This window comes from Chryseobacterium gossypii (assembly GCF_041361455.1).
Lineage (GTDB): Bacteria > Bacteroidota > Bacteroidia > Flavobacteriales > Weeksellaceae > Chryseobacterium > Chryseobacterium gossypii.
Genome location: NZ_JBGCUR010000006.1, coordinates 101,211 through 126,166, shown reverse-complemented (window position 1 = coordinate 126,166; position 24,956 = coordinate 101,211). Strand labels below are relative to the sequence as shown.

Annotated in this window: 25 protein-coding genes and 1 tRNA gene; 14 read left to right on the top strand and 12 right to left on the bottom strand. The window is 39.0% G+C overall.

What is annotated here, in order from left to right:
* Positions 1 to 310 precede the first annotated feature (310 nt).
* A tRNA-Glu gene (locus tag ABMQ40_RS05870) sits at positions 311 to 385 on the bottom strand.
* Between the two features lie 57 nt (positions 386 to 442).
* Positions 443 to 1,729 carry an N-acetylmuramoyl-L-alanine amidase family protein gene (locus ABMQ40_RS05865; protein ID WP_370897503.1) on the bottom strand — a complete coding sequence of 429 codons (1,287 nt, stop codon included), beginning with the start codon at positions 1,727 to 1,729 and terminating at the stop codon, positions 443 to 445.
* 53 nt (positions 1,730 to 1,782) lie between these two features.
* Between ABMQ40_RS05865 and ABMQ40_RS05860 the strand changes: the two genes are divergently transcribed.
* Genes ABMQ40_RS05860 through ABMQ40_RS05850 form a run of 3 tightly spaced genes read left to right on the top strand, consistent with a single transcriptional unit; the run spans position 1,783 to position 5,260 of the window.
* A complete protein-coding gene (locus ABMQ40_RS05860; RefSeq protein WP_370897501.1) occupies positions 1,783 to 4,371 on the top strand; it encodes a putative LPS assembly protein LptD in 2,589 nt (862 codons plus the stop codon).
* A gap of 52 nt (positions 4,372 to 4,423) precedes the next feature.
* On the top strand, positions 4,424 to 4,804 hold the full coding sequence (locus ABMQ40_RS05855; protein ID WP_370897499.1) for a RidA family protein: 381 nt from the start codon (positions 4,424 to 4,426) through the stop codon (positions 4,802 to 4,804).
* Between the two features lie 3 nt (positions 4,805 to 4,807).
* Positions 4,808 to 5,260: a hypothetical protein gene (locus ABMQ40_RS05850; protein ID WP_370897497.1), complete on the top strand. Its 453-nt coding sequence runs from the start codon at positions 4,808 to 4,810 to the stop codon at positions 5,258 to 5,260.
* A 55-nt stretch (positions 5,261 to 5,315) separates the two neighbouring features.
* Here the strand turns inward: ABMQ40_RS05850 and ABMQ40_RS05845 are convergent, their stop codons facing one another.
* Positions 5,316 to 6,836: a Do family serine endopeptidase gene (locus ABMQ40_RS05845; protein ID WP_370897511.1), complete on the bottom strand. Its 1,521-nt coding sequence runs from the start codon at positions 6,834 to 6,836 to the stop codon at positions 5,316 to 5,318.
* A gap of 273 nt (positions 6,837 to 7,109) precedes the next feature.
* Here ABMQ40_RS05845 and ABMQ40_RS05840 point away from each other — a divergent pair, with 273 nt between their 5' ends.
* Genes ABMQ40_RS05840 through ABMQ40_RS05830 form a run of 3 tightly spaced genes read left to right on the top strand, consistent with a single transcriptional unit; the run spans position 7,110 to position 9,169 of the window.
* Positions 7,110 to 8,354: a peptidase U32 family protein gene (locus ABMQ40_RS05840; RefSeq protein WP_370897495.1), complete on the top strand. Its 1,245-nt coding sequence runs from the start codon at positions 7,110 to 7,112 to the stop codon at positions 8,352 to 8,354.
* On the top strand, positions 8,354 to 8,584 hold the full coding sequence (locus tag ABMQ40_RS05835; RefSeq protein ID WP_370897493.1) for a ferredoxin: 231 nt from the start codon (positions 8,354 to 8,356) through the stop codon (positions 8,582 to 8,584). Before ABMQ40_RS05840 ends, ABMQ40_RS05835 begins: the two co-directional genes overlap by 1 nt.
* A 9-nt stretch (positions 8,585 to 8,593) precedes the next feature.
* Positions 8,594 to 9,169: a 5-formyltetrahydrofolate cyclo-ligase gene (locus ABMQ40_RS05830; protein ID WP_370897491.1), complete on the top strand. Its 576-nt coding sequence runs from the start codon at positions 8,594 to 8,596 to the stop codon at positions 9,167 to 9,169.
* On the opposite strand, the gene ABMQ40_RS05825 is transcribed toward ABMQ40_RS05830, so the two are convergent.
* Both ABMQ40_RS05825 and ABMQ40_RS05820 read right to left on the bottom strand, forming a co-directional pair.
* Complete coding sequence (locus ABMQ40_RS05825) at positions 9,118 to 9,699, bottom strand: hypothetical protein (RefSeq protein ID WP_370897489.1); 582 nt, start codon at positions 9,697 to 9,699, stop codon at positions 9,118 to 9,120. The genes ABMQ40_RS05830 and ABMQ40_RS05825 overlap by 52 nt on opposite strands.
* Positions 9,683 to 10,861: a hypothetical protein gene (locus tag ABMQ40_RS05820; RefSeq protein WP_370897487.1), complete on the bottom strand. Its 1,179-nt coding sequence runs from the start codon at positions 10,859 to 10,861 to the stop codon at positions 9,683 to 9,685. Before ABMQ40_RS05820 ends, ABMQ40_RS05825 begins: the two co-directional genes overlap by 17 nt.
* 183 nt (positions 10,862 to 11,044) lie before the next feature.
* Here ABMQ40_RS05820 and ABMQ40_RS05815 point away from each other — a divergent pair, with 183 nt between their 5' ends.
* On the top strand, positions 11,045 to 11,386 hold the full coding sequence (locus ABMQ40_RS05815) for a hypothetical protein (protein WP_370897485.1): 342 nt from the start codon (positions 11,045 to 11,047) through the stop codon (positions 11,384 to 11,386).
* 54 nt (positions 11,387 to 11,440) lie between these two features.
* Here the strand turns inward: ABMQ40_RS05815 and ABMQ40_RS05810 are convergent, their stop codons facing one another.
* The 6 genes from ABMQ40_RS05810 to ABMQ40_RS05785 form a co-directional block, all read right to left on the bottom strand.
* Positions 11,441 to 12,223, bottom strand: a complete 783-nt coding sequence (locus ABMQ40_RS05810) for a TrmH family RNA methyltransferase (protein ID WP_370897483.1) — start codon at positions 12,221 to 12,223, stop codon at positions 11,441 to 11,443.
* Positions 12,224 to 12,300: 77 nt separating this feature from the next.
* Entirely contained in the window at positions 12,301 to 13,809 is a 1,509-nt protein-coding gene (locus ABMQ40_RS05805) for a DNA recombination protein RmuC (RefSeq protein WP_370897481.1), read from the bottom strand.
* A gap of 51 nt (positions 13,810 to 13,860) precedes the next feature.
* Positions 13,861 to 14,715, bottom strand: a complete 855-nt coding sequence (locus tag ABMQ40_RS05800) for a GLPGLI family protein (RefSeq protein ID WP_370897479.1) — start codon at positions 14,713 to 14,715, stop codon at positions 13,861 to 13,863.
* Positions 14,716 to 14,780: 65 nt separating this feature from the next.
* The gene (locus ABMQ40_RS05795; RefSeq protein WP_370897477.1) at positions 14,781 to 15,278 is read right to left on the bottom strand and encodes a YciI family protein; all 498 of its coding nucleotides are present in this window, start codon (positions 15,276 to 15,278) and stop codon (positions 14,781 to 14,783) included.
* Between the two features lie 4 nt (positions 15,279 to 15,282).
* A complete protein-coding gene (gene pncB / locus ABMQ40_RS05790) occupies positions 15,283 to 16,461 on the bottom strand; it encodes a nicotinate phosphoribosyltransferase (protein WP_370897475.1) in 1,179 nt (392 codons plus the stop codon).
* 80 nt (positions 16,462 to 16,541) lie between these two features.
* Positions 16,542 to 17,018, bottom strand: a complete 477-nt coding sequence (locus tag ABMQ40_RS05785; protein ID WP_370897473.1) for a Dps family protein — start codon at positions 17,016 to 17,018, stop codon at positions 16,542 to 16,544.
* 111 nt (positions 17,019 to 17,129) lie between these two features.
* On the opposite strand from ABMQ40_RS05785, the gene ABMQ40_RS05780 reads away from it, so the two are divergent.
* The 5 genes from ABMQ40_RS05780 to rpsJ all read left to right on the top strand — a co-directional run bounded on the left by ABMQ40_RS05780 (position 17,130) and on the right by rpsJ (position 22,193).
* A complete protein-coding gene (locus ABMQ40_RS05780) occupies positions 17,130 to 18,725 on the top strand; it encodes an ArnT family glycosyltransferase (protein WP_370897471.1) in 1,596 nt (531 codons plus the stop codon).
* A 107-nt stretch (positions 18,726 to 18,832) separates the two neighbouring features.
* The gene (rpsL, locus tag ABMQ40_RS05775; protein WP_002983146.1) at positions 18,833 to 19,246 is read left to right on the top strand and encodes a 30S ribosomal protein S12; all 414 of its coding nucleotides are present in this window, start codon (positions 18,833 to 18,835) and stop codon (positions 19,244 to 19,246) included.
* 23 nt (positions 19,247 to 19,269) lie between these two features.
* Positions 19,270 to 19,746, top strand: a complete 477-nt coding sequence (gene rpsG / locus ABMQ40_RS05770; protein WP_370897469.1) for a 30S ribosomal protein S7 — start codon at positions 19,270 to 19,272, stop codon at positions 19,744 to 19,746.
* A 6-nt stretch (positions 19,747 to 19,752) separates the two neighbouring features.
* Positions 19,753 to 21,870: an elongation factor G gene (gene fusA, locus ABMQ40_RS05765; RefSeq protein ID WP_370897467.1), complete on the top strand. Its 2,118-nt coding sequence runs from the start codon at positions 19,753 to 19,755 to the stop codon at positions 21,868 to 21,870.
* A 17-nt stretch (positions 21,871 to 21,887) separates the two neighbouring features.
* Positions 21,888 to 22,193, top strand: a complete 306-nt coding sequence (gene rpsJ / locus ABMQ40_RS05760; protein WP_002661363.1) for a 30S ribosomal protein S10 — start codon at positions 21,888 to 21,890, stop codon at positions 22,191 to 22,193.
* Positions 22,194 to 22,327: 134 nt separating this feature from the next.
* Here the strand turns inward: rpsJ and ABMQ40_RS05755 are convergent, their stop codons facing one another.
* Positions 22,328 to 23,341 (bottom strand): terpene synthase family protein, encoded by a 1,014-nt coding sequence (locus ABMQ40_RS05755; protein ID WP_370897462.1) that lies wholly within the window; start codon positions 23,339 to 23,341, stop codon positions 22,328 to 22,330.
* Positions 23,342 to 23,720: 379 nt separating this feature from the next.
* Between ABMQ40_RS05755 and ABMQ40_RS05750 the strand changes: the two genes are divergently transcribed.
* Together ABMQ40_RS05750 and ABMQ40_RS05745 are read left to right on the top strand one after the other, a co-directional pair.
* A complete protein-coding gene (locus ABMQ40_RS05750) occupies positions 23,721 to 24,386 on the top strand; it encodes a GLPGLI family protein (RefSeq protein WP_370897460.1) in 666 nt (221 codons plus the stop codon).
* A 64-nt stretch (positions 24,387 to 24,450) separates the two neighbouring features.
* Complete coding sequence (locus tag ABMQ40_RS05745; RefSeq protein ID WP_370897458.1) at positions 24,451 to 24,951, top strand: low affinity iron permease family protein; 501 nt, start codon at positions 24,451 to 24,453, stop codon at positions 24,949 to 24,951.
* The last annotated feature ends 5 nt before the right edge of the window (positions 24,952 to 24,956 follow it).

Genomic DNA, 24,956 nt, shown 5'->3' with positions numbered 1-24,956 from the left:
AAAGTAAATGATGGTCAATTATTTTTAAACTTCGCTTAACCCGAACTCAGGTTAACTAAATCTTTTCAAACAAAAGGAGCGAATTTAAGGAGCTTACAGCCCTGAGGGCAAGAGAATATTTCCGAACCAATTTCCAGAAACAAAAAGTTAACAAAAGGAAAGAAAATTTTAGAGATCAAAAAAGATTTTCGAAATTCGCCCTGTACAAAGCGTGTAGAGGCGTTCTTTTAAAATTCGTGAAGATTCCGTTGACTTTTGGAATAAAAAAATCCCTGAACCTTGTATTGATCAGGGATTGAGTGATGTAGTTTGGTAGCCTATAGGGGAATCGAACCCCTGTTGCAAGAATGAAAATCTTGAGTCCTGACCACTAGACGAATAGGCCAAATTTTGAGGTTGCAAAAGTAATGATTAACTTTTTAACATCAAAATTAATTTTAAGCTACCGGTAAACTTTTTGGATGATCGTATTCTTTATTCCTTTGGCTTCAAGATCTTTTTGAAGCTTTACGGCATCCTCCAGCGTATATACTTTTCCGTAGGTATAATAGAATACTCCGTTTTCCTTATTTCTTTCTACGTTCTTTAATGTCTGGAGAATAAAAGAGTTTCCGTTCAGCTTGTTGCCTGCGTATAATTCGATGGTGTAATAGCCGGTGCTTAGCTTTTGATTAGGCATAAACCCTACAGCAAATGCATTCCTGAATCCGGCATCTTTAGCTGTTTTCAGGTTAATATCCCTTACGGAGGCGAGATTCGTCACACCATAATAATATTTATACTGGCCATTTTCTTTAATGGGTAATATATAATTAAGACCTTTGAGTGCAGGATCACCATCGTTATATTTATTCGGCGAGCTCATAAGCAATATTCTGAAATCATTTTTCAATGCTACCTCAGCAGGTTTTTCAGGCTCTGGCTTTTTGGTAATAACCGGTCCGCCTGATTTCCTGTCAATGGCCTTTTTATAATCAATAATGGCATTATAAATGCTTGATGCGATCTCTTCCTGCCCCTTGTCTGAAGCTAGATAATGGCTTTCCTCGGGATGATTGATAAATCCGGTTTCAATAAGGACGGAAGGCATCGCATTCATCCGGAGAACGTGCAGGTTTTTCTGGAAAACCCCTCTTGAAAACCTTTTATCCTTATTTACAAAATTATCTTCTACCAGGCCTCCCAGCAATAAGCTTGATTCAAGGTACTTGCTTTGTTGAAGCTTTAGGGCAATCAAAGATTCAGGAGAGCTGGGATCATAAGAACCGAATGTTTGCCTGTCCTTTTCATCCAGATAGATCACATCATTCTCCCTTTTGGCGACTTCCAGATTGGTATCATTCTGGTCGGGCCCCTGAACATATGTTTCAGTTCCGTAGGCACCGGATCTTTGTGAAGAATTACAATGTACGGATATAAAAAGGTCGGCTTTGCTTCTGTTGGCTAAATTGGTTCTGTCTGATAATGACGGATATTCGTCAATTTTACGGGTATATATGACTTTGAAGTCTTTGTTTTTCTCAAGCATGCTCCCCAGCTTTAAAACAATGGCAAGAGTAATGTCTTTTTCTGCGATCCTGCCAATGTCGCTATAAGTCCGGTTAGCGCCATGATCGCTTCCTCCGTGCCCGGCATCTAAAACGATTGTGAATTTTTTTTGTGAAAAAATAAAGTTGCTGAAGAGTATGAGGAGAAATGATAAAATTATTTTAAAATTTAGTTTGTGCATCTTACAGTTTTAAAAATTATATTAATTTTGAGCCTTAATTATAAAGAATAAAATTGGCCAAAACCGTTTTCAAAAATATACTACAAATTTTAATTATCCTAATTTTTAACAATTTTTTAGCACAGAAAACGCCTGAAAAATTGCCTGAAAATGCGGTTAATGATACTATTCCCAAAAGGGACACCGTAGTGGTAAACAAGGAGGCTCTGGAAGATATACTTCATACAAAAGCAGATGATCAGCGCAGAGATGTCCCGAAAAAAATGACCTTCCTGAATAAAAATGCTCAGGTAAAATACCAGGATATGCAGATCGATGCTGATTATATTTCTATTGATGATAATAAGAATTTGATCTATGCACGTGGTAAACAGGATTCTTTAGGAAAAATCATTGAACCTGTGGTGACCACTCAGGGGGGGAAAAAATATGAGACTGACCAGTTCAGCTACAATACCAAAACAAAGCAGGCTATTGCCTATAATGCAAGGACTGAGGAAAGTGAGGGCGTAATCATTGCTAACAAGACGAAAAAATATAATGACTCCGTTTTTGCCATGCGGCATGCCTTATATACAACAGATGAATACTTCTTAAAGAAGAAAGATACCGCAGCGGATTACCATTTACTGGCCTCCAATATCAAATTGGTAAAAACCAGGAACAAATCTCAGATTATCACAGGCCCTATACAGATGTATGTGGAGCAGGTGCCTACACCGCTTATTATGCCGTTTGCTATTTTGCCGTTTTCAGATAAAAGGTCCGCCGGTATTCTGATCCCGAGCTTCGGAGAAAGGCAGGATGTAGGTTTTTTTCTTAACAGCTTAGGATATTATCAGCCGATAGGGGAGCATTTTGACCTTAAGGTGCTTGCGGATATCTATACCAAAGGAAGCTGGAATCTGAGGCCTGAGATGAACTATGTGAAAAAGTACCGTTATTCCGGGAATTTTTCCGCAGATATAGGAACCACGGTAAGAGGGATAAAAGGACTCGATGACTATTCAAAAAGCAGTACCTACAGGATTGCATGGAGACATACACAGGATGCAAAAGCCAATCCGTTCCTTACATTCTCTGCGTCTGTGGATATAGTAAGCAGCAGGTTTTATAATAATACCGTAAACAATAATTATATATTTAATCAGAATGTATTAAATACACAGCAGAATTCTACCGTGACGGTCACCAAAAGATTCCTGAAATTACCAATTACCATTACCGGAACAGCATCTTATTCCCAGAATTTTGCCACAGGAAATTCGGATCTGCGTCTTCCCCAGATGAATATTGCCGTAAACCAGTTTTATCTTTTTAAGTCGAAGACGGGAGTAAGGCAGGGATTATTGGAAAATATCACGGTAAATACAGGGTTTAATTTAACGAACTATGTACAGACCAATGAAGGAGAGCTTTTTACACAGGCTATGTGGGATAAGCTTCAGACAGGCCTGAGGAATAATATTACCCTGGGAACCAATACGACTATTGCGAAATACTTTACCTTCAGCCTGGGAGCGAATATTGATAACGCACTTACCACCAAAACGCTGAACAAATATTACGATCCTGTGCGCAACGTAGTGGTGAATGAAATGGATAAGGGTATCGCCGGATATTCCACTTTTTCTACAACAGCAAGTATCCAGACCACGCTTTACGGAATGCTTAAATTTAAAAAAGGATCCAAGATCGAAGCTATCAGACATATGATGACTCCGAGTATCGGGTTTACCTATTCGCCGGATTTCGGAGGGTCAGGATTCGGATATTATAAAAACTATTATGATGCCAATGGGGCTTTGACACCTTATTCTATTTTTGAAGGCGGGATCGTGGGAAGCCCTTCGACCGGGCTGGTGGGTGCCCTGGGGTTCAATATCGGGAATAATATAGAAATGAAGGTGAAATCTAAAAAAGATTCAACCGGAGTAAAGAAAATAAAGCTTTTTGAATCGCTGAACCTTACGGGAAATTATAACTTCGCAGCAAAAGACCACCCATGGTCGATCTTTACCATCAACGGGCAGTCATCCTTTTTTGATAACAAACTGAGTGTAAATACCAGCTTGTCACTGGATCCTTATAAGATCATTTACCTTCCGGGCCAGGACGCCGGCATCAGAACAGAAGAATTCGGGCACTTCAGCGTACAGGGGTTTAATGTGCAGCTGTCCTATCCTTTAAGCAGCGAACTGTTTGGAGAAAAAACAGATTACGCTAAAAAATATAAATCTAAAGGGGAGATCCGGAATGAGAATTACTATTTTGATGATGATAATTACGCTCATTTTGATCAGGCCTGGACTTTGAATATCAACGCCAATTATGCCTACACCAAAAGCAGCGCTTCACGTTTCGGAAACAAAATAGCATCCATAGGGCTCAATGGAAGCATCAAGCTTACTCCCTATTGGAATATCAACGGAAGTACACACTACGATATGATCACGAAGAAGCTGGCTTATACAAGAATCGGATTTGCTAGGGACCAGCGAAGCTTTACCATCAATTTTAACTGGGTTCCTTTCGGGCAGTATAAAGTATATGACTTTTTTATCGGGATAAAAGCCAATATCCTGAGTGATGCCATCAAATATAAGGACAGAAGCTTTACGCAGCCCAATGCACCTTTCTGATCGGACTGATATTTGAAAATATAATTTATATTTGCATCCAAAATAAATTCTAATGAAAAAAGTAATCAACACAGTGAATGCTCCTGCAGCAATCGGGCCTTATTCTCAGGCAAACATGGCGAATGGTATTTTATACATTTCCGGCCAGATTCCTGTAGATCCCGCAACAGGTAAGCTAGTGGAAGGAATTGAGAAAGAAACCCATCAGGTAATGAAGAATCTGGAAGCAATTCTTAAAGAAGCAGGAATGACCTTTAAAAATGTGGTAAAGGCAACAATCTTCCTTAAGAATATGGATGATTTCGCAGTAATGAATGATATTTACGCTTCTTACTTAGATGCTGAAAGCTATCCGGCCCGTGAAACGGTACAGGTTTCCTGCCTGCCTAAAAATGTAGACATCGAGATCTCTATGATTGCCCATCAGGATTAATTAATGAACTTTCTAAGAAATACATTGGCGGTTTTGATAGGTCTTGGTATTGCAGGGCTTATAATTACTCTTGGTATAAGGGCATTTCCGCAATGGGTTACTTTTGATGCCTTTGCTCCTTTTGAACATTGGCAAAGATTTCTTCAGAGCATGCAGGATAACGATGCTTTTTTCGGCTTTCTTTTGTTTATTTCCGGTCTCGGGACAACGGTAGGGGGTGTGGCAACAGCTATTATCGTTAAATATGCTAAAGTGGCCTATGCTATTCTTATTGGGTTCATTATGCTGTTTATCGCAATGCTGGATATTATTATTTTCCCTTACCATCCTACATTCTATAAAATCTCAATATTCCTTACTTTTTTCCCTTTCTCATGGATAGGCGGGAAAATAGTGGAGATCATCTACGAACGGAATAAGAAAAAAAGAATCGCTGAAAAAATGAATAAATTATAAAGCAAAAACGCTGCGATCTCGCAGCGTTTTTTGATATGAAATGTTTATTTTAGAATTAAGGCATTTTAAATCCTCTGGTGTAGATCTGCCCATAAGCATCCACAAACTTGATCTGCACGTTACCCTGATATTTATCCAGGATTTTTTCCACGTCTTTTTGTGAATTGACAGGTTTACCGTTAACCTCTATTACGATATAGTTATCTACGATTCCTATTTTGGCAATTTCACTGCCTTCCACCACATTTTTAGCGATCACTCCACTGTTCAGACCATAATCGGTTTTGAACCTTTCGCTTAACGGGTCAAATTCAGCCCCGATCTTCTCAGTTACGCTAAGCTCAGCTTTCGTTCTGGTGGTAGTACCTCCTTTCTGGTCTTTTAGGGTTACATTTACAGTATTTTCTTTGCCGTTTCTCAGATAGGTTACCTGAACTCTGTCCCCAGGTCTTCTGCTTCCTACAGCCATTGACAGATCCGCAAAATCTGTGATCGCCATCCCGTCAATTTTCGTAATGATATCACCTACCTTGATTCCTGCATCCTGAGCACCGCTATCATCGGTAACAGTTGTTACATATACTCCGGAACCAGGTTTCAGGTTGGTTTTCTTCTGTCTGTTATACAGGGCTACCTGCTGATCATCGGAGAGATCTAAAGACTGTACCCCAAGGAAACCTCTTTGTACAATTCCGAACTTTTTGATGTCCTCAACGATTTTTCTTGCCAGGTTAGAAGGAACAGCAAATCCGTATCCCTGATAATACCCTGTAGTGGACTGGATCGCGGAATTGATCCCGATAAGATCCCCGTTGGTATTTACCAGTGCCCCTCCTGAATTTCCGGGATTAATGGCAGCATCTGTCTGGATAAAGCTTTCTATAGGATTGGTTGCTTTCCCCTGGGAGCCTAAGATACCAATACCTCTTCCTTTGGCGGAAACAATCCCTGCTGTAACTGTTGAATTTAGTCCCAGCGGATTTCCGACAGCAAGTACCCATTGCCCAACCTCAATGTTGTCGGAATTGGCGAAGTTAAGATAAGGTAATCCCTTTTCTTCTATTTTTAATAAAGATATATCTGTATTGGGGTCGGTACCCACCAGGGTGGCAATATAAGACTTTTTATTGCTCAGGACCACCTCAAGCTTGTTGGCACCAGCCACCACGTGATTGTTCGATATGATGTAGCCATCCGGTGAAATGATCACCCCGGATCCCATTCCTGAAGGCATATTGTCAGGAACCTGTTGCTGCCTTTGCTGTCTTCTTCCTCCGAACGGATCCCCGAAGAAGAAATCAAACAAATCCTGGTCAGAGGCCCTGTTTGAGCTTCTTGTCTGGTAATTTTTAATGGTAACTACGGCAGGAACTGTCGTTTTGGCAGCTTTTACGAAATCATCACCTATGGCGGCAGAGTTCATCCCTGCAAAAGAAACATTGGATGATTTGGTAAAATAAGACTGATCGCTGTTAACAGAATTATGATCAAAGTATTGTAGTGCACCAACGGTAGTAGCTCCAGAAATAACACCTACTACGGCAAATGGTAATAGTTTTTTTAAAGTACTCTTCATTGTATATTCTTCTTTTTTTATTGATTTCATTTAAATTTAGCAGTAAACAAATTTACTGTTAAATAAGTATGCAATTAGCATGCTATGTTTCAATTTTAACTAAAATTTAACGGGGTTTATGTCATTTTATACATTATGTCATAATTGTTAAAGAGGGAGTTAACAAACCTTAAAAATTTATTAATGCTTTGGATAAATAGAAGCTGTAATTTTTGTTGATAAATATACTCAATTGAAAAATAACTATCTTTGCAAAAATTTTCTCAAAAAGAAATGACAAAAACCGGAAAAATAGAATTAATGTCTCCTGCAGGCGATTTTACATCCCTTCAGGCAGCTATAGATAATGGTGCAGACTCCGTATATTTCGGGGTAGAGCAGCTGAATATGCGGGCCAGGGCTACGATGAACTTTACTATCGAGGATCTGCCTGAAATTTCCAGAAGATGTGCAGAAAAAGGAGTAAGAACCTACCTGACACTGAATACCATCATATATGATCATGATTTATCTATCATAAAAACTCTTCTGGACAAGGCGAAGGAGGCGAACCTGACTGCCGTGATCGCAATGGACCAGGCTGTGATTGCCTATGCAAGGCAGATCGGTATGGAAGTGCATATTTCCACCCAGATTAATATCACTAATATTGAGACCGTGAAATTTTATGCCCTGTTCGCCGATACAATGGTGATGAGCCGGGAATTGAGTATCAACCAGATCAAAAAAATCTGTACCCAGATTGAAAAAGATCAGGTGAAAGGACCTTCAGGAAATCTTGTGGAAGTTGAGATCTTCGGCCACGGTGCGCTTTGCATGGCTGTTTCAGGAAAATGCTACTTAAGCCTTCATTCTCATAATTCCTCTGCAAACAGAGGGGCCTGTAAGCAAAACTGCCGTAAAAAGTATACTGTTATTGATCAGGAATCAGGGTTTGAGATCGAGCTTGACAATGAATATATGATGTCTCCGAAAGATCTTTGCACCATTGGTTTCCTTGATGAGATTGTAGATGCCGGCGTAAAGGTTCTTAAAATTGAAGGAAGAGGACGTGCCCCTGAATATGTGGCAACCGTTACAAAATGTTATAGAGAGGCGATCGATGCCATTGCTGAAGGTACATTCTCCAAAGAGAAGGTGGACGAATGGATGAAGCAGCTGGAAACGGTTTATAACAGAGGCTTCTGGAGTGGATACTATCTTGGACAGGAATTGGGGGAATGGTCTCCGAATCCGGGGTCAAATGCCACCCAGAAGAAAGTATATATCGGAAAAGGAAGACACTTCTATCCAAAATCCAATATTGCCGAATTTCTGATTGAAGCTTACGACTTGAATGTAGGGGACAGTGTTTTGATCCAGGGACCTACTACAGGCTCTCAGGAAATGGTGATCGAAAGCATGATGGTAGATGAGAAGGGAAATGCGGATAAGGCAACCAAATCTGATATCATTACATTTCCTACAAAATTCCGTGTAAGACCAAGCGATAAACTGTACAAAATTGTGAAGGCTTAATGATTATAGTTACGCTTCAGAGAGATAAATGTATCGGTTGCAATTACTGTGCAGAGTTTGCTCCGGAGTATTTCAGGATGTCTAAAAAGGACGGAAAATCCGTATTATTGAAAACGGTTGATAAAAAAGGATTTTATACCCTGAAAACTCCCAATGCAGAGGCATTTGAGCCATGTGACAAAGCGGCAAAGGCCTGCCCGGTGAAAATCATTTCAGTGAAAATGACATAATAAATCAGTATGCTTAAAGCCGATCTTCGCAAAAAATATATACAAAAAAGAAAAACCTTGTCTGCTGATGAGGTTTTATTGTTATCCGAAAAGATTTTTCAGAATTTTCTTCATTATTTTAAGCCCTATCGGGGCCAGAAAGTACATATCTTTATTCCGATTGCGGAACGTAAGGAAATAAATACTGAAATCTTTATCCAATATTTTCTGAAACAGGAGATCAGGGTTTTTGTGCCTAAAATAGTGGCAGATAAGTTGATCAATATTGAAATCTCCGGCAGCACAAAGTTTAAAACCAACCATTGGGGGATTTCTGAGCCTGTAGCTGATGAGGATTCAGGGGAAAGCTATTTTCATTATGTGATTACCCCGCTTCTGTATTGTGATGAAAAAGGGAACAGGGTAGGCTATGGCAAAGGGTTCTATGACGCTTTTTTTACAGCCATTTCTCCCGAGTCAAAAAAAATCGGGCTGAACTACTTTGGTCCTGATGAAAGTATTGATGATGTGTGGGAAAATGATATTCCTTTAGATTATCTGGTTACACCTGACGATGTGCTGTCTTTTTTCACCGGGGAAGAATAGAAGTTCAGAAAATAAAACTTAAACTCCTTTTCTGCCTTAGGAACAGATAACAAAATATACTGTGCATTCTTTTCAAAGGTCCCCAAAGATTTGTTTTTATTATCAAAATATTCCACATTGAACTTGGCATAATCCAGGGTGTCTTTATTGTAAAATTCCTTATATACGCTCAGGTTATTTACTTTTACGCTTTTTACCTTAAGGCTGTCCAGCTCCCTGAATAAATTCCTGAACGTCAATGAATCCGGCTTATGGAAGTAGCTTTCCATCTGAGAATAAATTACGGTGTCAATTTCCGTATTCCTGTTTCCTGAGAGATATAAGGTGGACAGGTCCAGGAGTTCCTGTACTTTTTGTTTCGTAATGGAATTGATGGCCTGCATGCTGTCCATCTGTACAGCAGGGTAGGTTTTTGTATTATTGCTGTTTCGGAGCTTATCCAAATCACTTACTTCGGTCTTTTTATTTTTACAGGAAGCAAAACCAAGAAGCAATATCACCAAAATAAAAAAGTTATTTATTCTTTTCATCTGTGGAAGCGATTTTAAATTTAATAGATACGATTTTTCCTTTATCTTTTTTCATCTCTATTACACTGAGGTTTTTCAGAGAGGTGGTAGGCGTTGTAACGAGTGTAATATATTTTTGTTTATCCAGTCTTTCAATGCCGTAGGTATTGTTGTCATAAACCTGATAAATGACCGCATTATTGCTGATAAGGTTTTCAAGCTGATTTCTTTTCTGTTTGATAAGGGAGAGCTGTTCTTCCTTCGGGGCGCCTGTAACATCTTTTATGGAAAAATAATAAGCAGCCATTTTATAATCATCCGGTTTTAGCTCTATCATTTCTTCCTCAGGAGCGTTTTCCAGGCTTCTGTTGACCTCCAGATATTCATAAAACGGGGCGCTGATCTGCATCTTCAGGCTTTTATCCTTTGTAGAGTAACGGAAACATTCTCCCGGCTTTATTTTATACAGAATGGGGGATTCGTTTTCTTTGATCACTTTTATTTCCAGAGTATTGATCACTCCCACACCCCGGTCCGCATCTGTGAAGCAATAAGTATAGGTTTTAGAAAAAATTTCATCTTTAAATCCTAATATCCCTGTTATAATGATGAGAACAGTGGTAACGATGGCCCAAATATTTTTTCTGATGAAACTTTTTCCTTGGGCCGATTCTCCCTGTTTTGGGTAGGGATCTGGAATATTTTGTTTATTAACAATTTGATTTTCAGTATTTGATTTTTGTAAATCAGCTTTTTGGGTGCCATTGTTCGCAGGCTTTTGAAGTGTATTTTCTATTACAGATAAGTCTGGGGAATTTTGTACGGCATTTTCTAATTCTTCCAGATTCTCCTCCGTAAGATCTTCATCATCTCTCAGGAGCTCACCGGCAAAAAGGTGCTGTTTCTTGAACTCGTACCAGGAATCGTATCCGGCATATATACTTAACAGATTGAGCATATCAATCCTCGGAAGTTTTGTGACCGGAGAGGTTTTAAAATAAGTATAAAAAGATTTTTCGCTGATGTTGCCTTTGGCTTTTTTACGAAGATCTTCCTGAAAATATATGATATCGATCCCCTTCCATTTTGAGATATCATCGGAAGAGGGGGTATATTCTTTTAAATATTGAGCCTGTACATCCTTTTTTAACTGCTCAAAATGCAATAAATCTAAATCTGTCAAGTTTTATAAAAATGATTAAAGTGTTGATTTACAGATATGTTTATTTGTAAAACTATTTTACAAAGGTATTACAATTATTTTTCTTAAACAAATTTTCTAACTGCTATACCTTTGTCTTGTTCAAATAACGAACAAAGAAATAATTTTAGAAAACAATATTAACAAAATTAAATTTAATTTATTATGAAAAAGTCATTATTCGTAGCTGCTATCGCTGCAATCTCTTTAGTTGCTTGTAAAAAAACTGAATCTACTGAAACTGCTAACACTGCTGACTCTGCTGCTGTAGCTGCTACTGATTCTGCTGCTACTGTTGCTGATTCTGCTGCTACTGTTGTTGATTCTGCTGCTTCTGCTACTGTAGATGCTGCTAAAGATGCCGCTGCTGCTACTACTGCTGCTGGAGCTGATGTTGCTAAAGACGCTGCTAAAGGAGCTGCTGACGCTGCTAAAGGAGCTGCTGATGCTGCTAAAGATGCTGCAAAAGACGCTAAAGACGCTGTAGACGCTGCTGCTAAAAAATAATTAGTACACGTTTACTAAAAATAAAAAGAACCGTTTCAAATGAAGCGGTTTTTTTTATTTATTATCATGAGCCATTGTCTTTTGTTTTAATGCTTCGTAGCATGTAATGGCCACCGCGTTGCTTAAATTTAAAGAGTCAATGCTTCCGCTCATGGGGATCAGGGTGTTTTTTCCCTTTCCGATCCAGAAATCACTTAATCCGGAATGCTCAGTACCGAACAATACCGCGGATCTTTGCCTGAAGTCTCTTTTGTAAAGGTCTTCGGCACTTTCATCCATAAGGGTTGTATAAATATTGAAATTATTTTTCTGTAAAAATTCTAAAGTTTCTTCATTCTCAGCCTGGAAAACCTGCATTCCAAAAAGACAGCCTACACTGGACCGGATGACATTCGGATTATAGAAATCTGTTTTTCCGTCCGTAACGATAAGCGCATCCATGCCGAAAGCTTCACAGCTTCTTAAAATGGCGCCAAGATTTCCGGGTTTTTCAATTCCTTCAACGATAATTATGGTAGAATTGACCTTGGGACTGAAAGAGGCCAATGATGCCTCCCTGGTTTTATATATTCCGATGATCCCTTCGGAAGTTCCCCGATAGGCAATCTTTTCATATACTCTTTCACTTACAGGATATACTTTTCCTTTGGGCAGCTCTTCTTTGAAAATACTTTGACATATAAAAAATTCCACAGGCTCAAAATCATATTTTAGAGCCCTTGCATTTTCCTGCTGTCCTTCCACTACAAAGACCCCGGATTTTTTACGGAACCGGTTGTCAGTAAGAAGTTTAGTAATATTCTTTATTTTATCGTTCTGGAAACTTTCTATTAACATTCTGCAAAATTAGGCAAAATTTATTATGGTCAGTAGTTAACGGATAATGAAACCCCGGCTTAACCGGGGTTTTTGTTTTATTCATCTGAAATATTTATGGAGATCTGAGAATTGTCGATCAGGCTTTGCGGTAGTTCTTTTTTGTTTTTGATTCCCAATGATTTTAATTTCTGGGTTTGGATCACCAGATTATCGTTGCCGGTTGAAAGCTGCTTATAGGCATCATTATAGACATTTCTGGCCTGATCCAGATTTTTTCCCACCTTTTCCAGATTCTCAACAAATCCTACAAACTTATCATACAGCTTGGCTCCTCTCTCTGCGATTTCCATAGAGTTCCTGTTCTGATACTCCCGTTTCCATAGATCCGCAATTAATTTAAGGGAAGTGATCAGATTACTTGGATTCAGTAGTAGAATCCTTCTTTCATAAGCATAGTTCCATAAGTTCTGATCTGCCTGCATAGCTGCAATATAGGCAGGTTCGCTTGGAATGAACATCATGACGAAATCCAATGATTTCCCGTAATCGTCATATGCTTTCTGGCTCAATTGCTGGATATGATTTTTTATGGAAGACAAATGCTGGTTAAGCTTCATGGTATAAATATCCTGGTCGGTTTCATCCACCATTTCCGTAAAGGCAGTCAGGGAAACCTTGGAATCTATGATCACATTTCTTTCATCCGGATATTTTACCACTGCATCGGGGCGCATTTTTTTACCTGAAAATTCTGAAAATAAGGCTTTATTGTCCTCATCACGGAGCTCATGTTCAAGGAAGTATTCCCTGCCCTTTACAAGACCTGATTTCTCAAGGATGCTTTCCAGGATCATCTCGCCCCAGTTTCCTTGTGTTTTGCTTTCGCCTTTGAGGGCCCGGGTTAATTTCTTGGCATCCTCAGATATCTGCTGATTCAGTTCTGCCAGCTCTCTTACTTTTTCAGCTAGAGAAAAGCGCTCTTTGTTCTCTTTTTCATAGGCTTCATTCACTCTGTTCTTCAGATCGGCAATTTTTTCCTGGAATGGTTCCAGGATTGTTTTCAGATTGTTCTGATTCAGGGTAGTGAATTTTTCTGTCTTTTCTTCCAGGATTTTATTGGCTAAATTCTCAAATTGAAGCTTGGCCTCCTCCTGGATCTTGGTAATTTCCACTTTCTGGGTCTCAAGAGATTTCTGTAAGCTTTCATTTATGGCAGAAAGCTCAGAATTTCGGGCAAAAATATTTTGTTTTTCGGCTAAAAGGGTTTCAATCTGTGTGGTCTGTTTGGAGTTGATCTGCTTTTGTTCCTGGAACTGGGTCATTAAGGAAGAATGCTCGGCAGAGATTTTGGCAAACTCGTTCTTCAGATCGTTGAACAGATCTGACTGCTGCTGGGTCAGCTCTTTTTCCTTATTGATAACTTCGGTCAGTTCCCGGATCTTCAAATTGGAGTTTTCTAAATCCGAACAGTTTTTGATATGCAGATTGTTCAGTTCATCATAAAAGTTTCTTGAAATCATGGAAGATTTCAAAATGAAGTATAAAATAATTGCCCCAAGGATTCCCCCGACAATGAATCCGATGATTAAATAGGTTAATTCCATGTTTCAAAATTACAAAAAGAAAAATCAATTTTCTTATGGAAAACCTTAAAGTTAATTCTCAGAAAATACTTCTATAGGATTATCATTTTCATATATTTTCATAATGGCTTTTTCTTGCTCCTTTAATATTTCCGCTAATGTTTTTCCACTGTTATCAAATGATTTGTTCATCATTTCTTCTGTAAACATACCGCGCATACTGCTCAGGGGATCTTTTTTGTAAGAGGCTAAAGCTTTAGCGAATTTTTCGGGAGTGGTGTGGATGAATTTATCATGGTTTGGAAGAGTCTTTTCGGCCAAAGATATTTCGTTGTATTGTTCAATCTTTTTATTTCCTTTCAGAGACCATGAAAACTCCTGCCTGTCATCCTCAATCTTCACGATTAACCCCGGAAGACCACAGAATTTATAAGGTCCATCCTGAAATGGGATTTGAGTTGTGAACCATGCTGTCCAGTTTCTTCCTCCGAATGAAAGACTGGCTTTTTGTGCTTCATAGGCTCCGATTTTTTCTTTTTCCGGAAGTATTTTCCATTTTAAAACAGGTTTTATGGTATAGGAAAAGTTGGCTTCTATAAAATATTCCTGATGGATCTGGTTAAAATCAGGATATTCTTTGAGAATTTTGTAAGGGATGTCCGGTTTTCTGATGAAAGTTGACAGGTCCGTGTAGACTCCTGATTTCTGCATGGAGTCCATTTTAGAGGATATCAAAGAATCCTGTGAAAAATAGGTGAAATCTTGATATATAGATTTCTTTTCCGCTATATCCAATATGGTAAGGATCTTCTTCCGTTCAGATGAATTCGTTTTGGGCTTATAGCTGAGCTCATAAAAAAATCTGTTTGCTGATTGGGCACTGCATATCACAGATAAAAATAGAAAGGCCTGAATCAGAAATTTCATACGGTTTTCATGATATGGTTGTTTTCATAAATAGGTAAAAACTTCATAATCTTATGAGGTTACTGCTAAGGGTTTTCTTTGGCTATTTCCGCATGATGCTTTAAGTATAATGGTAGCGCTGCCGATCCGTACCAGGGGAATATTTCATAGCTGAATACTCCGGCCTGAACTGCAGGATCTGTTTTTACCCATTGTTCAGCTTCTTCTCTGGATTTGGTATTGAAGATGAACATACCACGGTAATTTTCTTTGTTTTTTTCTAAAAAAGGCCCGGCAACCACAATTTTCCCTTCATCAGAAAGCTTTCCGATATTTCCTAAATGCCCCTTCATCAGTTCGTTCATTTTGGTTTTGTCTTCAATTTTGGCAGGGCCGGTTGTAAGCATAACAATCACGTAAGGCTTCATTCCATATTGGTCTGCACCAAGTTTTGCAGCAAGCTCCTTATTAAATACCGGTTTGGAAGAATCCCCCGGCTTTCCGGTCTCTCCGTTTTGGCTTCCTGTCACCATACATGAGGAAAGGATACCGCATAGAATGGCGGATAATAAAATTTTTTTCATGGTATTAATCTTTTATTCTCAAAAACTCCCTGGCCAGTTCGATCATCTTTGGGTCTCCCGTATATTTGCCATGTTCATCGGACAGCTTTACGGTTGGGATCCATTCTTTATTGGGAGCCTGCACCCCGATCAGTTTCATTACAATATTCATGGGTTTCAGGCCGACATCATTGGTCAGGTTGGTGCCGATTCCAAAAGAGACGCCTATTTTGCCTTTACAGTAATTGGTAATATCTTCTACCTTTTCCAGATTTAAGGCGTCTGAGAAAATGATATATTTAAACAGAGGATTGATTCCATGCTTTTCATAATGGGCAATGGTTTTATCCGCGAATTTCAACGGATCGCCGCTGTCATGACGCACACCGTCAAAAAGCTTGGCGAATTTTTTATCAAACTGCTGGAAGAAAACATCTGTTGTATATGTATCTGAAAGGGCTACCCCCAGATCTCCCCTGTAGACATCCACCCAATGCTCCAGGGCCAACCCGTTGGCCATTTTGAATCCATATTCGGCACCATGGAACATGAACCATTCATGGGCATGGGTCCCGATAGGCTTTACATTGTACTTCATAGCGAAATGTACATTGGAAGTGCCTATAAACGTTGAATCTTTCTTTTGGGTCAAAGCTTCCATGACCAGATTCTGTACTTTATAGGAATGCCTTCTTCTGGTTCCAAACTCTGCGAAATTGACTCCCAGTCTGGCCAGTGAATCTGCCTTTTCAAGGGTCTTGTGCATAACCATCTCATTGGAATCTCTTTCCAGGTGGTTCATCTCATAATGCAGCTCACTGATCAAAGACAATAAAGGGACTTCCCACAGAATGGTCCTGTACCATAACCCTTCAACCGTTACAGTTAGGTCACTTCCTTCCTGATGAATCTTTACTTCAGACGGATCATAATGGTACCCTTCAAGGAAGTCAAGATAAGGCAGATCTATGTATGGACAGGTTTTTGCCATAAATCTCTTTTCTTCTTTGGTCAGCTTGAGCTCTGCCATTTTATTGACCGCCTCCCTCAAAGCAACATCAAAACCTTCTGGAAAATGATGTTTTCCTCTGTTAATGAATTCGTACTTTACAACAGAATCGGGAAACAGTTTGACTACGGCATTCTGCATGGTGATTTTATAGAAATCATTATCAAGAATGGAATTCAACCGAATATCGTTCATATATGTGTATTTTTAACGCAAATATAAGGGTTTAAAATAAAAATCGCCCTAAATGTAAGACGATTTTTTTTAATATCTGCTTATTTACCCAGATAGGAATTGTACATCCAGACTTCTTTTTCCTGTTCTGTGATATAATCGCTCATCTGAGAGTTGGTTCCCTCATCTCCGGCTTTATCCGTGATGTCGAGAAGCTCTCTTTGCAGGTCTATCACTACCTTGAATGAATTTAAAATGTTTTCAACACTTTTTGTGGCATCGCTTACCTCTTTACTTTCTTTTATGGTAGCTACCTTTAAGTAATCCGAATAATTGTGTGCAGGCGTAGCCCCTAATGTGAGAATTCTCTCCGCGATCTCATCAATTTTTAATACCAGACTGTTGTAAAGTTCTTCAAATTTCGGATGTAGGGTAAAGAACTGATCTCCTTTGATATTCCAGTGAGAGCCTCTGGTATTCTGGTAGAATACTGAATAGTTAGCTAAAAGTACATTAAGCTTTTCTGCAATGTTTTTGCAATCGGCTTCTTTCAAGCCTATAATACTTGCATTTTTCATATTATTAGTAGTTTATTATTGTATGATAACAAATTTACTAAATAAAGTTTAAGATACCTTATGAATCTGATTGATGATACTTATCTTTGAGATTTTATAATTCATTCAGAAATGTTTTTATTCAGAAATAGTAGCCGGAACAGTTTCATTATTTCATTTACCATAAGTGCTGCAATATGTTTATACTACTATTGGAACTGTGTTTCAAAAGCTGAAGGCCATTATGTATACCTTATAGATGATGCCTATATTCATCTTTCAATGGCTAAGAATTTTGCATTGCATCATGTATGGGGAGTTACCCGGTATCAGTTTTCGTCTACCTCTTCTTCCCCACTTTTTACTTATCTGATAAGCTTGCTGATAAAAATTTTCGGAAACAATGACCAGCTTCCTCTTTATTTTAATGTTGTTTTCGGAACCGGGATTGTTTTTTTACTCAATCAGCATTTTTCGGGGATGTTTAAGAACCTGAAAGCGGGGATTCTGGCTACATTATTCACCATTTTCCTTGCCGTACTGCATTTACAGGTTTTGGCAGGGATGGAGCATATTTTCCATGTTTTCCTGTTTACTTTCAGTATCATTTGCTTTTACCGATGGGATAAGGATAAATATGCAAGGGGCGGATTTTATCTGACTCTATTATTAATGGGGCTGGTACGTTTCGAGAGCATATTTTATTTTGCGATTCTTGCATTTGTTTTTCTTCTGGTTAAAAAATGGAAGAGGGCGATCGGGGTTTTGTTGGTTGGATTTGTTCCCATTCTGATTTTTTGTTACTTTAATTATCAGCAGGACGGATATTTCTTTCCAAATTCTGTGGTGGTTAAAGGAACGAAGCTGAGTTGGGATGAAGATCTGATATTTCAGCTCAAAACGATCTTTCTGGATAACTTTTTACTGAATGTCAGCTTTTATAAAATCGGATTTTTTCCGATTATTCTCTGTTTTATTTTTATATACAGGGATTTTCAGAAAAAAGGGTTTTCCGGAACTATAAGGGACGATTTTTTTCTCATTGTTCTTTCCCTGCTGATGATCTGTCATTCCATGTTCGCGGATTTAAAGGGAGCGTTCAGGTATGAGGCTTATATTCTTGTTGGCTTTTCAATGGTTTTAATTCCCAGGGTGAAGGGCTTTTTGGATGATTTTAAGGTTTATATACAAAAAGAGAGGCTCGTCAGCATTCTTATAATAATAAATATTTTTTTGATGGTTTATAAAACCTGGATGGCACATGTCATGCTGGAATATGGTGGGAAGAATATATATGAGCAGCAGATTCAGTCTGCAAAATTCTTAAACCAGTATTATAATACGTCCAGGGTTGTCGCGAATGACATCGGGGCCATCACATATTTTACAGAAATTCATTTATTGGATATAGCAGGGCTGGGCTCTCCGGAAATGATCCCGTTCAGTGAAAATAAAAGAGGGATGGATGACCGGTTTGAAAGCTTTCTGACCCGATACAGCTCGGATCATAATTATGAACTGGCCATAATCTATGATGAATGGTTCCAGGGCCATGTTCCAAAAACCTGGAAAAAGGCGGCAGTGCTTAAAATCGGGCATGCCATTACCGTAGGAAGGGATCATGTATCCATATACTCTGTTAATGGCAGTAACCTTGAGTCATTGAAGCGGAATATCAGAAATTTTGGCTGGAACAGACATGTAAAAGTAACGATTGTGGAGCAATGAGCTCCTTTTGTTAATTAATTTTTAATTTATAAAGATTATTTATATATAACTACTTGTCAATTAAAAAATTATTCATATTTTTGCAGCCTAAAATAAAAAGCAATTAAATGCCTACTATTCAACAATTAGTAAGAAAAGGAAGAGCCACACTTGCCAAGAAGAGCAAATCGGCTGCTCTTGATTCTTGTCCACAAAGACGTGGAGTATGTACGAGAGTATATACTACAACACCTAAGAAACCTAACTCTGCACTTAGAAAAGTAGCAAGGGTAAGACTTTCTAACGGTAAAGAAGTCAACGCTTATATCCCGGGCGAAGGACATAATCTTCAGGAGCACTCGATAGTATTGGTGAGAGGCGGAAGGGTGAAAGACCTACCGGGAGTACGTTACCACATCGTAAGAGGTGCATTAGACACTGCAGGTGTAAATGGAAGAACACAGAGAAGATCGAAGTATGGAGCTAAGAGACCTAAACCAGGTCAGGCTGCAGCAGCACCGGCAAAAGGAAAGAAAAAATAATCATTAAATAAGGAACAGAAACAATGAGAAAGACAAAAGCGAAAAAAAGACCGTTGTTACCAGATCCGAAATTTAATGATCAATTGGTAACTAGATTCGTAAATAACTTAATGCTGGACGGTAAAAAGTCTATTGCATTCAAAATTTTCTATGATGCATTAGATATCGTGGAAAACAAAAAAGGAGATAATGAGAAATCATCTCTTGAGATCTGGAAGGATGCTCTTACTAACGTAATGCCTCACGTGGAAGTACGTTCAAGAAGAGTTGGAGGTGCCAACTTCCAAATTCCAATGCCTATCAGAGCTGACAGAAAAATCTCTATGGCCATGAAATGGTTAATCAAATATGCAAGATTGAGAAATGATAAGTCTATGGCACTTAAACTTTCTGCTGAAATCTTAGCCGCTTCCAAAGAAGAAGGTGCTGCATTCAAAAAGAAAACTGATACTCACAAAATGGCGGAAGCTAACAAGGCTTTCTCACACTTCAAATTCTAATCTGAAATGGGAAGAGATCTTAAATATACACGTAATATTGGTATCGCTGCTCACATCGATGCAGGTAAGACTACCACTACAGAAAGAATTTTATTCTATACAGGTAAAACCCATAAAATTGGTGAGGTTCACGAAGGTGCCGCTACAATGGACTGGATGGAGCAGGAAGCTGAAAGAGGGATCACCATTACTTCGGCAGCTACTACTTGTAACTGGAATTTCCCAACAGAACAGGGAAAAACTTTACCTGAAACCAAAGCTTACCATTTCAACATCATCGATACACCGGGACACGTTGACTTCACAGTAGAAGTTAACAGATCTTTGAGAGTATTGGACGGATTGGTATTCCTATTCTCTGCAGTAGACGGTGTAGAGCCTCAGTCTGAAACAAACTGGAGACTGGCGGACAACTATAAAGTTGCGAGAATGGGATTCGTAAACAAAATGGACAGACAAGGTGCTGACTTCCTTAACGTGGTGAACCAGGTTAAAGAAATGTTAGGATCCAATGCAGTTCCAATCGTTTTACCAATCGGTGCTGAAGAAGATTTCAAAGGCGTTGTAGACCTGATCAAAAACAGAGCTATTATCTGGCATGATGATACTCAGGGTGCAACTTTCGACGTAGTTCCAATTCCTGATGATATGAAGGATGAAGTATTGGAATACAGAGAAAAATTAGTAGAAGCGGTAGCTGATTATGATGAAACTTTGATGGAGAAATTCTTCGAAGATCCGGATTCAATCTCTGAAGAAGAGATCAACGAAGCATTGAGAAAAGCTACTATTGATCTATCTATCATTCCGATGACTTGTGGTTCTTCTTTCAAAAATAAAGGAGTACAGTTCATGCTGGATGCTGTTTGTAAATATCTTCCTTCTCCACTGGATAAAGATGATATCAAAGGAACAGATCCAAATACTGATGCTGAAATCACAAGAAAGCCGGACGTAAAAGAGCCTTTCTCTGCATTGGCTTTCAAAATTGCTACTGACCCGTTCGTAGGAAGACTGGCGTTCTTCAGAGCTTACTCTGGTAGATTAGATGCCGGTTCTTATGTAATGAACACAAGATCAGGAAACAAAGAAAGAATTTCCAGAATTTACCAGATGCACGCTAACAAGCAGAACCCTGTAGAATTTATTGAAGCAGGAGATATTGGTGCAGCTGTAGGTTTTAAAGATATTAAGACAGGTGATACATTATGTGACGAAAAGCAGCAAATCGTTCTTGAGTCCATGATTTTCCCGGATCCGGTAATCGGTATCGCTGTTGAGCCTAAAACCAAAGCAGACCAGGATAAATTGGGTACCGCTCTGGCTAAACTGGCAGAAGAAGATCCAACTTTCCAGGTTAAAACGGATGAAGCTTCAGGACAAACGATCATCTCAGGAATGGGAGAGCTTCACCTGGATATCATTGTAGACCGTTTGAAGAGAGAATTCAAAGTAGAAGTGAACCAGGGGCAGCCTCAGGTAGAGTACAAAGAAGCTCTTACAGCTGTTGCCAACCACAGGGAAGTTTATAAAAAGCAGTCCGGAGGTAGAGGTAAGTTCGCGGATATCGTATTCGAGATCGGTCCTGCAGATGAAGGTAAAACAGGTCTTGAATTCATTAACGAGATCAAAGGTGGTAACATTCCTAAAGAATTTATCCCTTCAGTAGAAAAAGGATTCAGGGAAGCTATGAAGAATGGTCCTTTAGCCGGATTTGAGGTGGAATCTATGAAAGTTACATTGAAGGATGGATCTTTCCACGCAGTTGACTCAGACCAGTTATCATTCGAATTAGCGGCCAAGTTAGGTTTCAAAGAATCTGGTAGAGCTGCCAAAGCTGTTATCATGGAGCCTATCATGAAGCTAGAAGTGGTAACTCCTGAAGAATATATGGGAGATATCGTAGGAGACCTTAACAGAAGAAGAGGTACGGTAAACGGTATGGATGACAGAAATAACGCTAAAGTTATCAAAGCTCACGTTCCGTTATCTGAAATGTTTGGTTATGTAACTTCTCTTAGAACTTTATCTTCTGGTAGAGCTACATCATCTATGGAGTTTGAAAAATACGAACCGGCTCCGCAGAACATTGCTGAAGAAGTAATCGCTAAAGCAAAAGGTTAATTTAAATTTAGATTAAAATGTCACAAAGAATCAGAATAAAACTTAAGTCTTACGATTACAATCTGGTAGATAAGTCTGCAGAGAAAATCGTAAAAACGGTAAAGGCTACCGGTGCTGTTGTAAACGGGCCGATTCCATTGCCAACCAATAAGAGAATCTTCACTGTATTGAGATCTCCGCACGTAAACAAAAAAGCAAGAGAACAGTTCCAGCTTTCTGCTCACAAAAGATTGATGGATATCTACTCTTCCTCTTCTAAAACGGTGGATGCTCTGATGAAATTAGAGTTACCAAGCGGTGTAGATGTAGAAATTAAAGTGTGATAACGTGCATACTTAGCCGTGATTATATAAAAATCCGTTCCTGTAAAGGAGCGGATTTTTTATATGATACCATCTTCATCAGACCCGTCTGTTCATTATCAAGCGGAAAGGCATAATTACCATAGCCCGGAATACTATTTCTGGCTGGTATATTCACCCTCTACATACCCTCCGTTTACATAACGGCTTGTATCATTCGTATGCCAGGCGTAAACCCCCGCCACCATGATGCCAAGATCCTGTATATAATTATAGGCCATGTCCTGAAACCTGCCAAACGGAGGCAAATGTTGCTGCAATATCAGAAACTCCTTCAGGTAATTATCATGAAGTTCAAGAGCCATCAGATAAGCATTTTGTATTGATGTTTTATATTCTTGCTGCAGCACTTTTACCAGGTTCATGGTATCCTCTTCCCGGTGAAGCTCTTTGGGTAGGGAAATGATGTCATTATGTATCCCGATCATTAAAGAACAGGTTGTATGCAAACGTAAAATATGCGGGTGTTCCAGTACATCATCCGGCAGCTGGCGATAATCCTTCTGCATGGCTACGTACCAGCAAAACGGGTGCGCTCCGCTTGTAGCATTCCGGATGAGCAGATAAACAGGTAACGGAGGAACAGCATTGGCCCTGTAATAAACCTTTTCATCAGAATACCCCTTAAGGACATCATGTATAGCCCTTATGTACTTTCGATACAGCCGTTCGGGCATCCCGCATTTGATCGCATCCTGTCTCAGTATCCAAAACTGATGAAATATGCCGTTATCGCGGGGTTCATCAAGCTCCTCTCCGTTAAGCAATGCCATTATACGGTTGCATATTTCAGTCATCTCATGGTACGAGCAACGATCCAGGTAATCGTCCATCATTGCACCATTAGCGGCGTAATTGGCGAGAGGCCTTAATTCTGCGATGTTTTTCAGCGATGGACAGCCTCTGGCGGCAATATCAGTCAGGTTGTGCAGCTTATGTTTTTCACGGGCGGCTTTGCTGTGAAAAGTATATTCCTTGTCAATCCAGGCATAATATTCTTCCCTTTGTTGCTGAAATTCTGGATGAATAAGGTCAGGAAACGGATACCGGGGCTTAGGTAGCTGCTGCAGGCCAGCATAAAATTCTTCATTTGAAATTGATGTTTTCATAGTATTGGTTTTTGGTTATGAGTTTCCTTTAAAATTATAAATTAAAATTGATATTGCATAATTTAAAAATATTTGATTATGGTTAATAATTCAAAAACGGCTGCTGTATTGATATTCAGATTCTGGTAGCTGTTCCCGGAAATAAAGAAAAATTGAATTAATCTATTACTATGTATTGCAAGGTTCTATTTAATATGTATATTTGTAAAAAAAATTATTATGAAAAGAATGGTATTACTCCTGATATTGATCTGGGGTCTTGCAAAGGCACAGACCCATCGTTTTATTTATGAACTGCAATACAAAAGTGATTCTGCAAGTAACACATTTGAGAAAATGAATTTTGTATTGGATGTAAATCCGGATGATGTAAAATATTATGAATATCCCTTACCTGGAATCAGATTCCATAAACAGGGCAAATGGAAATTACGAATATCAATATGGCGGCCGTTTCGAGTCTTTAAAACGGGAAAGAAATTCATTTAAAAATAAAAATTATGAATTGATCGGCCATGATATGTTTACCTTTCCGACGGAAGATAACATTACATGGAATCTTACTGATGAAACCAAAAAAATGGGAGATTATGTGCTGCAAAAAGCGACGTCCAGATTTGGGGGAAGAAGCTGGACGGCCTGGTTTAATAAGGATATGGCGATTTCCGAAGGGCCTTATAAATTCAGGGGGCTTCCCGGCATGATCTTTCAGTTGGAAGACTCCGGATCCAATTTTATTTTCACCCTGATTAAGAGTAAAAATCTGAAAGAGACCTATAGTACGGTAGGTTTCATAGAAACCTTTTATGGGCGGAAGCCTTTGGAGATTTCAGAAAAAACAAGGATCAAAAAAAAGCGTGAGATATACAACGATCCTCTGGCCGATATGAGGAATAATTTCAAAGAAAATATGCAGGGGCAAATGTATGTAATGGGGACCAGGGTTACCAGTATAGAGCAGTTTAACGAGCTCACCAGGAAACTGCAGGAGATGCTCAAAAAGAAGAATAATCCCATAGAACTGGATAAAGCCATAAAATACTGACGGATTTTGTAGATGCACCGTATTTCGGCGAAGTTTTTGATAGACTGAAATAAATTAATGGACAATGGCTAATTCACATCAAAGTATTTTTGAAAAATTTTCAAACTGGGCAACCAGATTTACGGGTAGCTCATATGCATTCATCGGTGCGACTATAATTGTAATCGCCTGGGCAGTTTCGGGTCCTGTGTTTAATTATTCTGAAACCTGGCAGCTGGTAATCAATACGGGAACCACGATCATTACTTTCCTGATGGTATTTTTAATTCAGAAAGCCCAGAATAAGGATTCAAAAGCTATTCAGATAAAACTGAATGAGCTGATAGCAGCGCATGAAAAGGCCAGCAACAGGATTGTTGATATCGAAGATTTAACGGAAAAAGAATTAGACCAGCTTCATTGTTATTACGAAAGACTGGCCAGCTTTGCCAAGAAAGATGCGGATATCCATACTTCCCATTCCATTGATGCCGCACAAAGGAATCAGGATTACAAACATGAATTTTTTAAGAGAAAACATGAAGAATGGTTGCAAAAGCAACAACAAACAAAAGAACAGATGTGATATTT

What these genes read in the sequence shown, in the direction of transcription:
- ABMQ40_RS05750 (WP_370897460.1), top strand. Translation starts at nt 23,721, where the DNA reads ATGAATATCCCTTACCTGGAATCAGATTCCATAAACAGGGCAAATGGA.
- ABMQ40_RS05835 (WP_370897493.1), top strand. Translation starts at nt 8,354, where the DNA reads ATGATTATAGTTACGCTTCAGAGAGATAAATGTATCGGTTGCAATTAC.
- ABMQ40_RS05840 (WP_370897495.1), top strand. Translation starts at nt 7,110, where the DNA reads ATGACAAAAACCGGAAAAATAGAATTAATGTCTCCTGCAGGCGATTTT.
- pncB (WP_370897475.1), bottom strand. Translation starts at nt 16,461, where the DNA reads ATGAACGATATTCGGTTGAATTCCATTCTTGATAATGATTTCTATAAA.
- rpsL (WP_002983146.1), top strand. Translation starts at nt 18,833, where the DNA reads ATGCCTACTATTCAACAATTAGTAAGAAAAGGAAGAGCCACACTTGCC.
- ABMQ40_RS05830 (WP_370897491.1), top strand. Translation starts at nt 8,594, where the DNA reads ATGCTTAAAGCCGATCTTCGCAAAAAATATATACAAAAAAGAAAAACC.
- ABMQ40_RS05845 (WP_370897511.1), bottom strand. Translation starts at nt 6,836, where the DNA reads ATGAAGAGTACTTTAAAAAAACTATTACCATTTGCCGTAGTAGGTGTT.
- ABMQ40_RS05805 (WP_370897481.1), bottom strand. Translation starts at nt 13,809, where the DNA reads ATGGAATTAACCTATTTAATCATCGGATTCATTGTCGGGGGAATCCTT.
- ABMQ40_RS05865 (WP_370897503.1), bottom strand. Translation starts at nt 1,729, where the DNA reads ATGCACAAACTAAATTTTAAAATAATTTTATCATTTCTCCTCATACTC.
- rpsJ (WP_002661363.1), top strand. Translation starts at nt 21,888, where the DNA reads ATGTCACAAAGAATCAGAATAAAACTTAAGTCTTACGATTACAATCTG.
- fusA (WP_370897467.1), top strand. Translation starts at nt 19,753, where the DNA reads ATGGGAAGAGATCTTAAATATACACGTAATATTGGTATCGCTGCTCAC.
- ABMQ40_RS05855 (WP_370897499.1), top strand. Translation starts at nt 4,424, where the DNA reads ATGAAAAAAGTAATCAACACAGTGAATGCTCCTGCAGCAATCGGGCCT.
- ABMQ40_RS05810 (WP_370897483.1), bottom strand. Translation starts at nt 12,223, where the DNA reads ATGTTAATAGAAAGTTTCCAGAACGATAAAATAAAGAATATTACTAAA.
- ABMQ40_RS05815 (WP_370897485.1), top strand. Translation starts at nt 11,045, where the DNA reads ATGAAAAAGTCATTATTCGTAGCTGCTATCGCTGCAATCTCTTTAGTT.
- rpsG (WP_370897469.1), top strand. Translation starts at nt 19,270, where the DNA reads ATGAGAAAGACAAAAGCGAAAAAAAGACCGTTGTTACCAGATCCGAAA.
- ABMQ40_RS05850 (WP_370897497.1), top strand. Translation starts at nt 4,808, where the DNA reads ATGAACTTTCTAAGAAATACATTGGCGGTTTTGATAGGTCTTGGTATT.
- ABMQ40_RS05795 (WP_370897477.1), bottom strand. Translation starts at nt 15,278, where the DNA reads ATGAAAAAAATTTTATTATCCGCCATTCTATGCGGTATCCTTTCCTCA.
- ABMQ40_RS05800 (WP_370897479.1), bottom strand. Translation starts at nt 14,715, where the DNA reads ATGAAATTTCTGATTCAGGCCTTTCTATTTTTATCTGTGATATGCAGT.
- ABMQ40_RS05780 (WP_370897471.1), top strand. Translation starts at nt 17,130, where the DNA reads ATGTTTTTATTCAGAAATAGTAGCCGGAACAGTTTCATTATTTCATTT.
- ABMQ40_RS05785 (WP_370897473.1), bottom strand. Translation starts at nt 17,018, where the DNA reads ATGAAAAATGCAAGTATTATAGGCTTGAAAGAAGCCGATTGCAAAAAC.
- ABMQ40_RS05755 (WP_370897462.1), bottom strand. Translation starts at nt 23,341, where the DNA reads ATGAAAACATCAATTTCAAATGAAGAATTTTATGCTGGCCTGCAGCAG.
- ABMQ40_RS05745 (WP_370897458.1), top strand. Translation starts at nt 24,451, where the DNA reads ATGGCTAATTCACATCAAAGTATTTTTGAAAAATTTTCAAACTGGGCA.
- ABMQ40_RS05825 (WP_370897489.1), bottom strand. Translation starts at nt 9,699, where the DNA reads ATGAAAAGAATAAATAACTTTTTTATTTTGGTGATATTGCTTCTTGGT.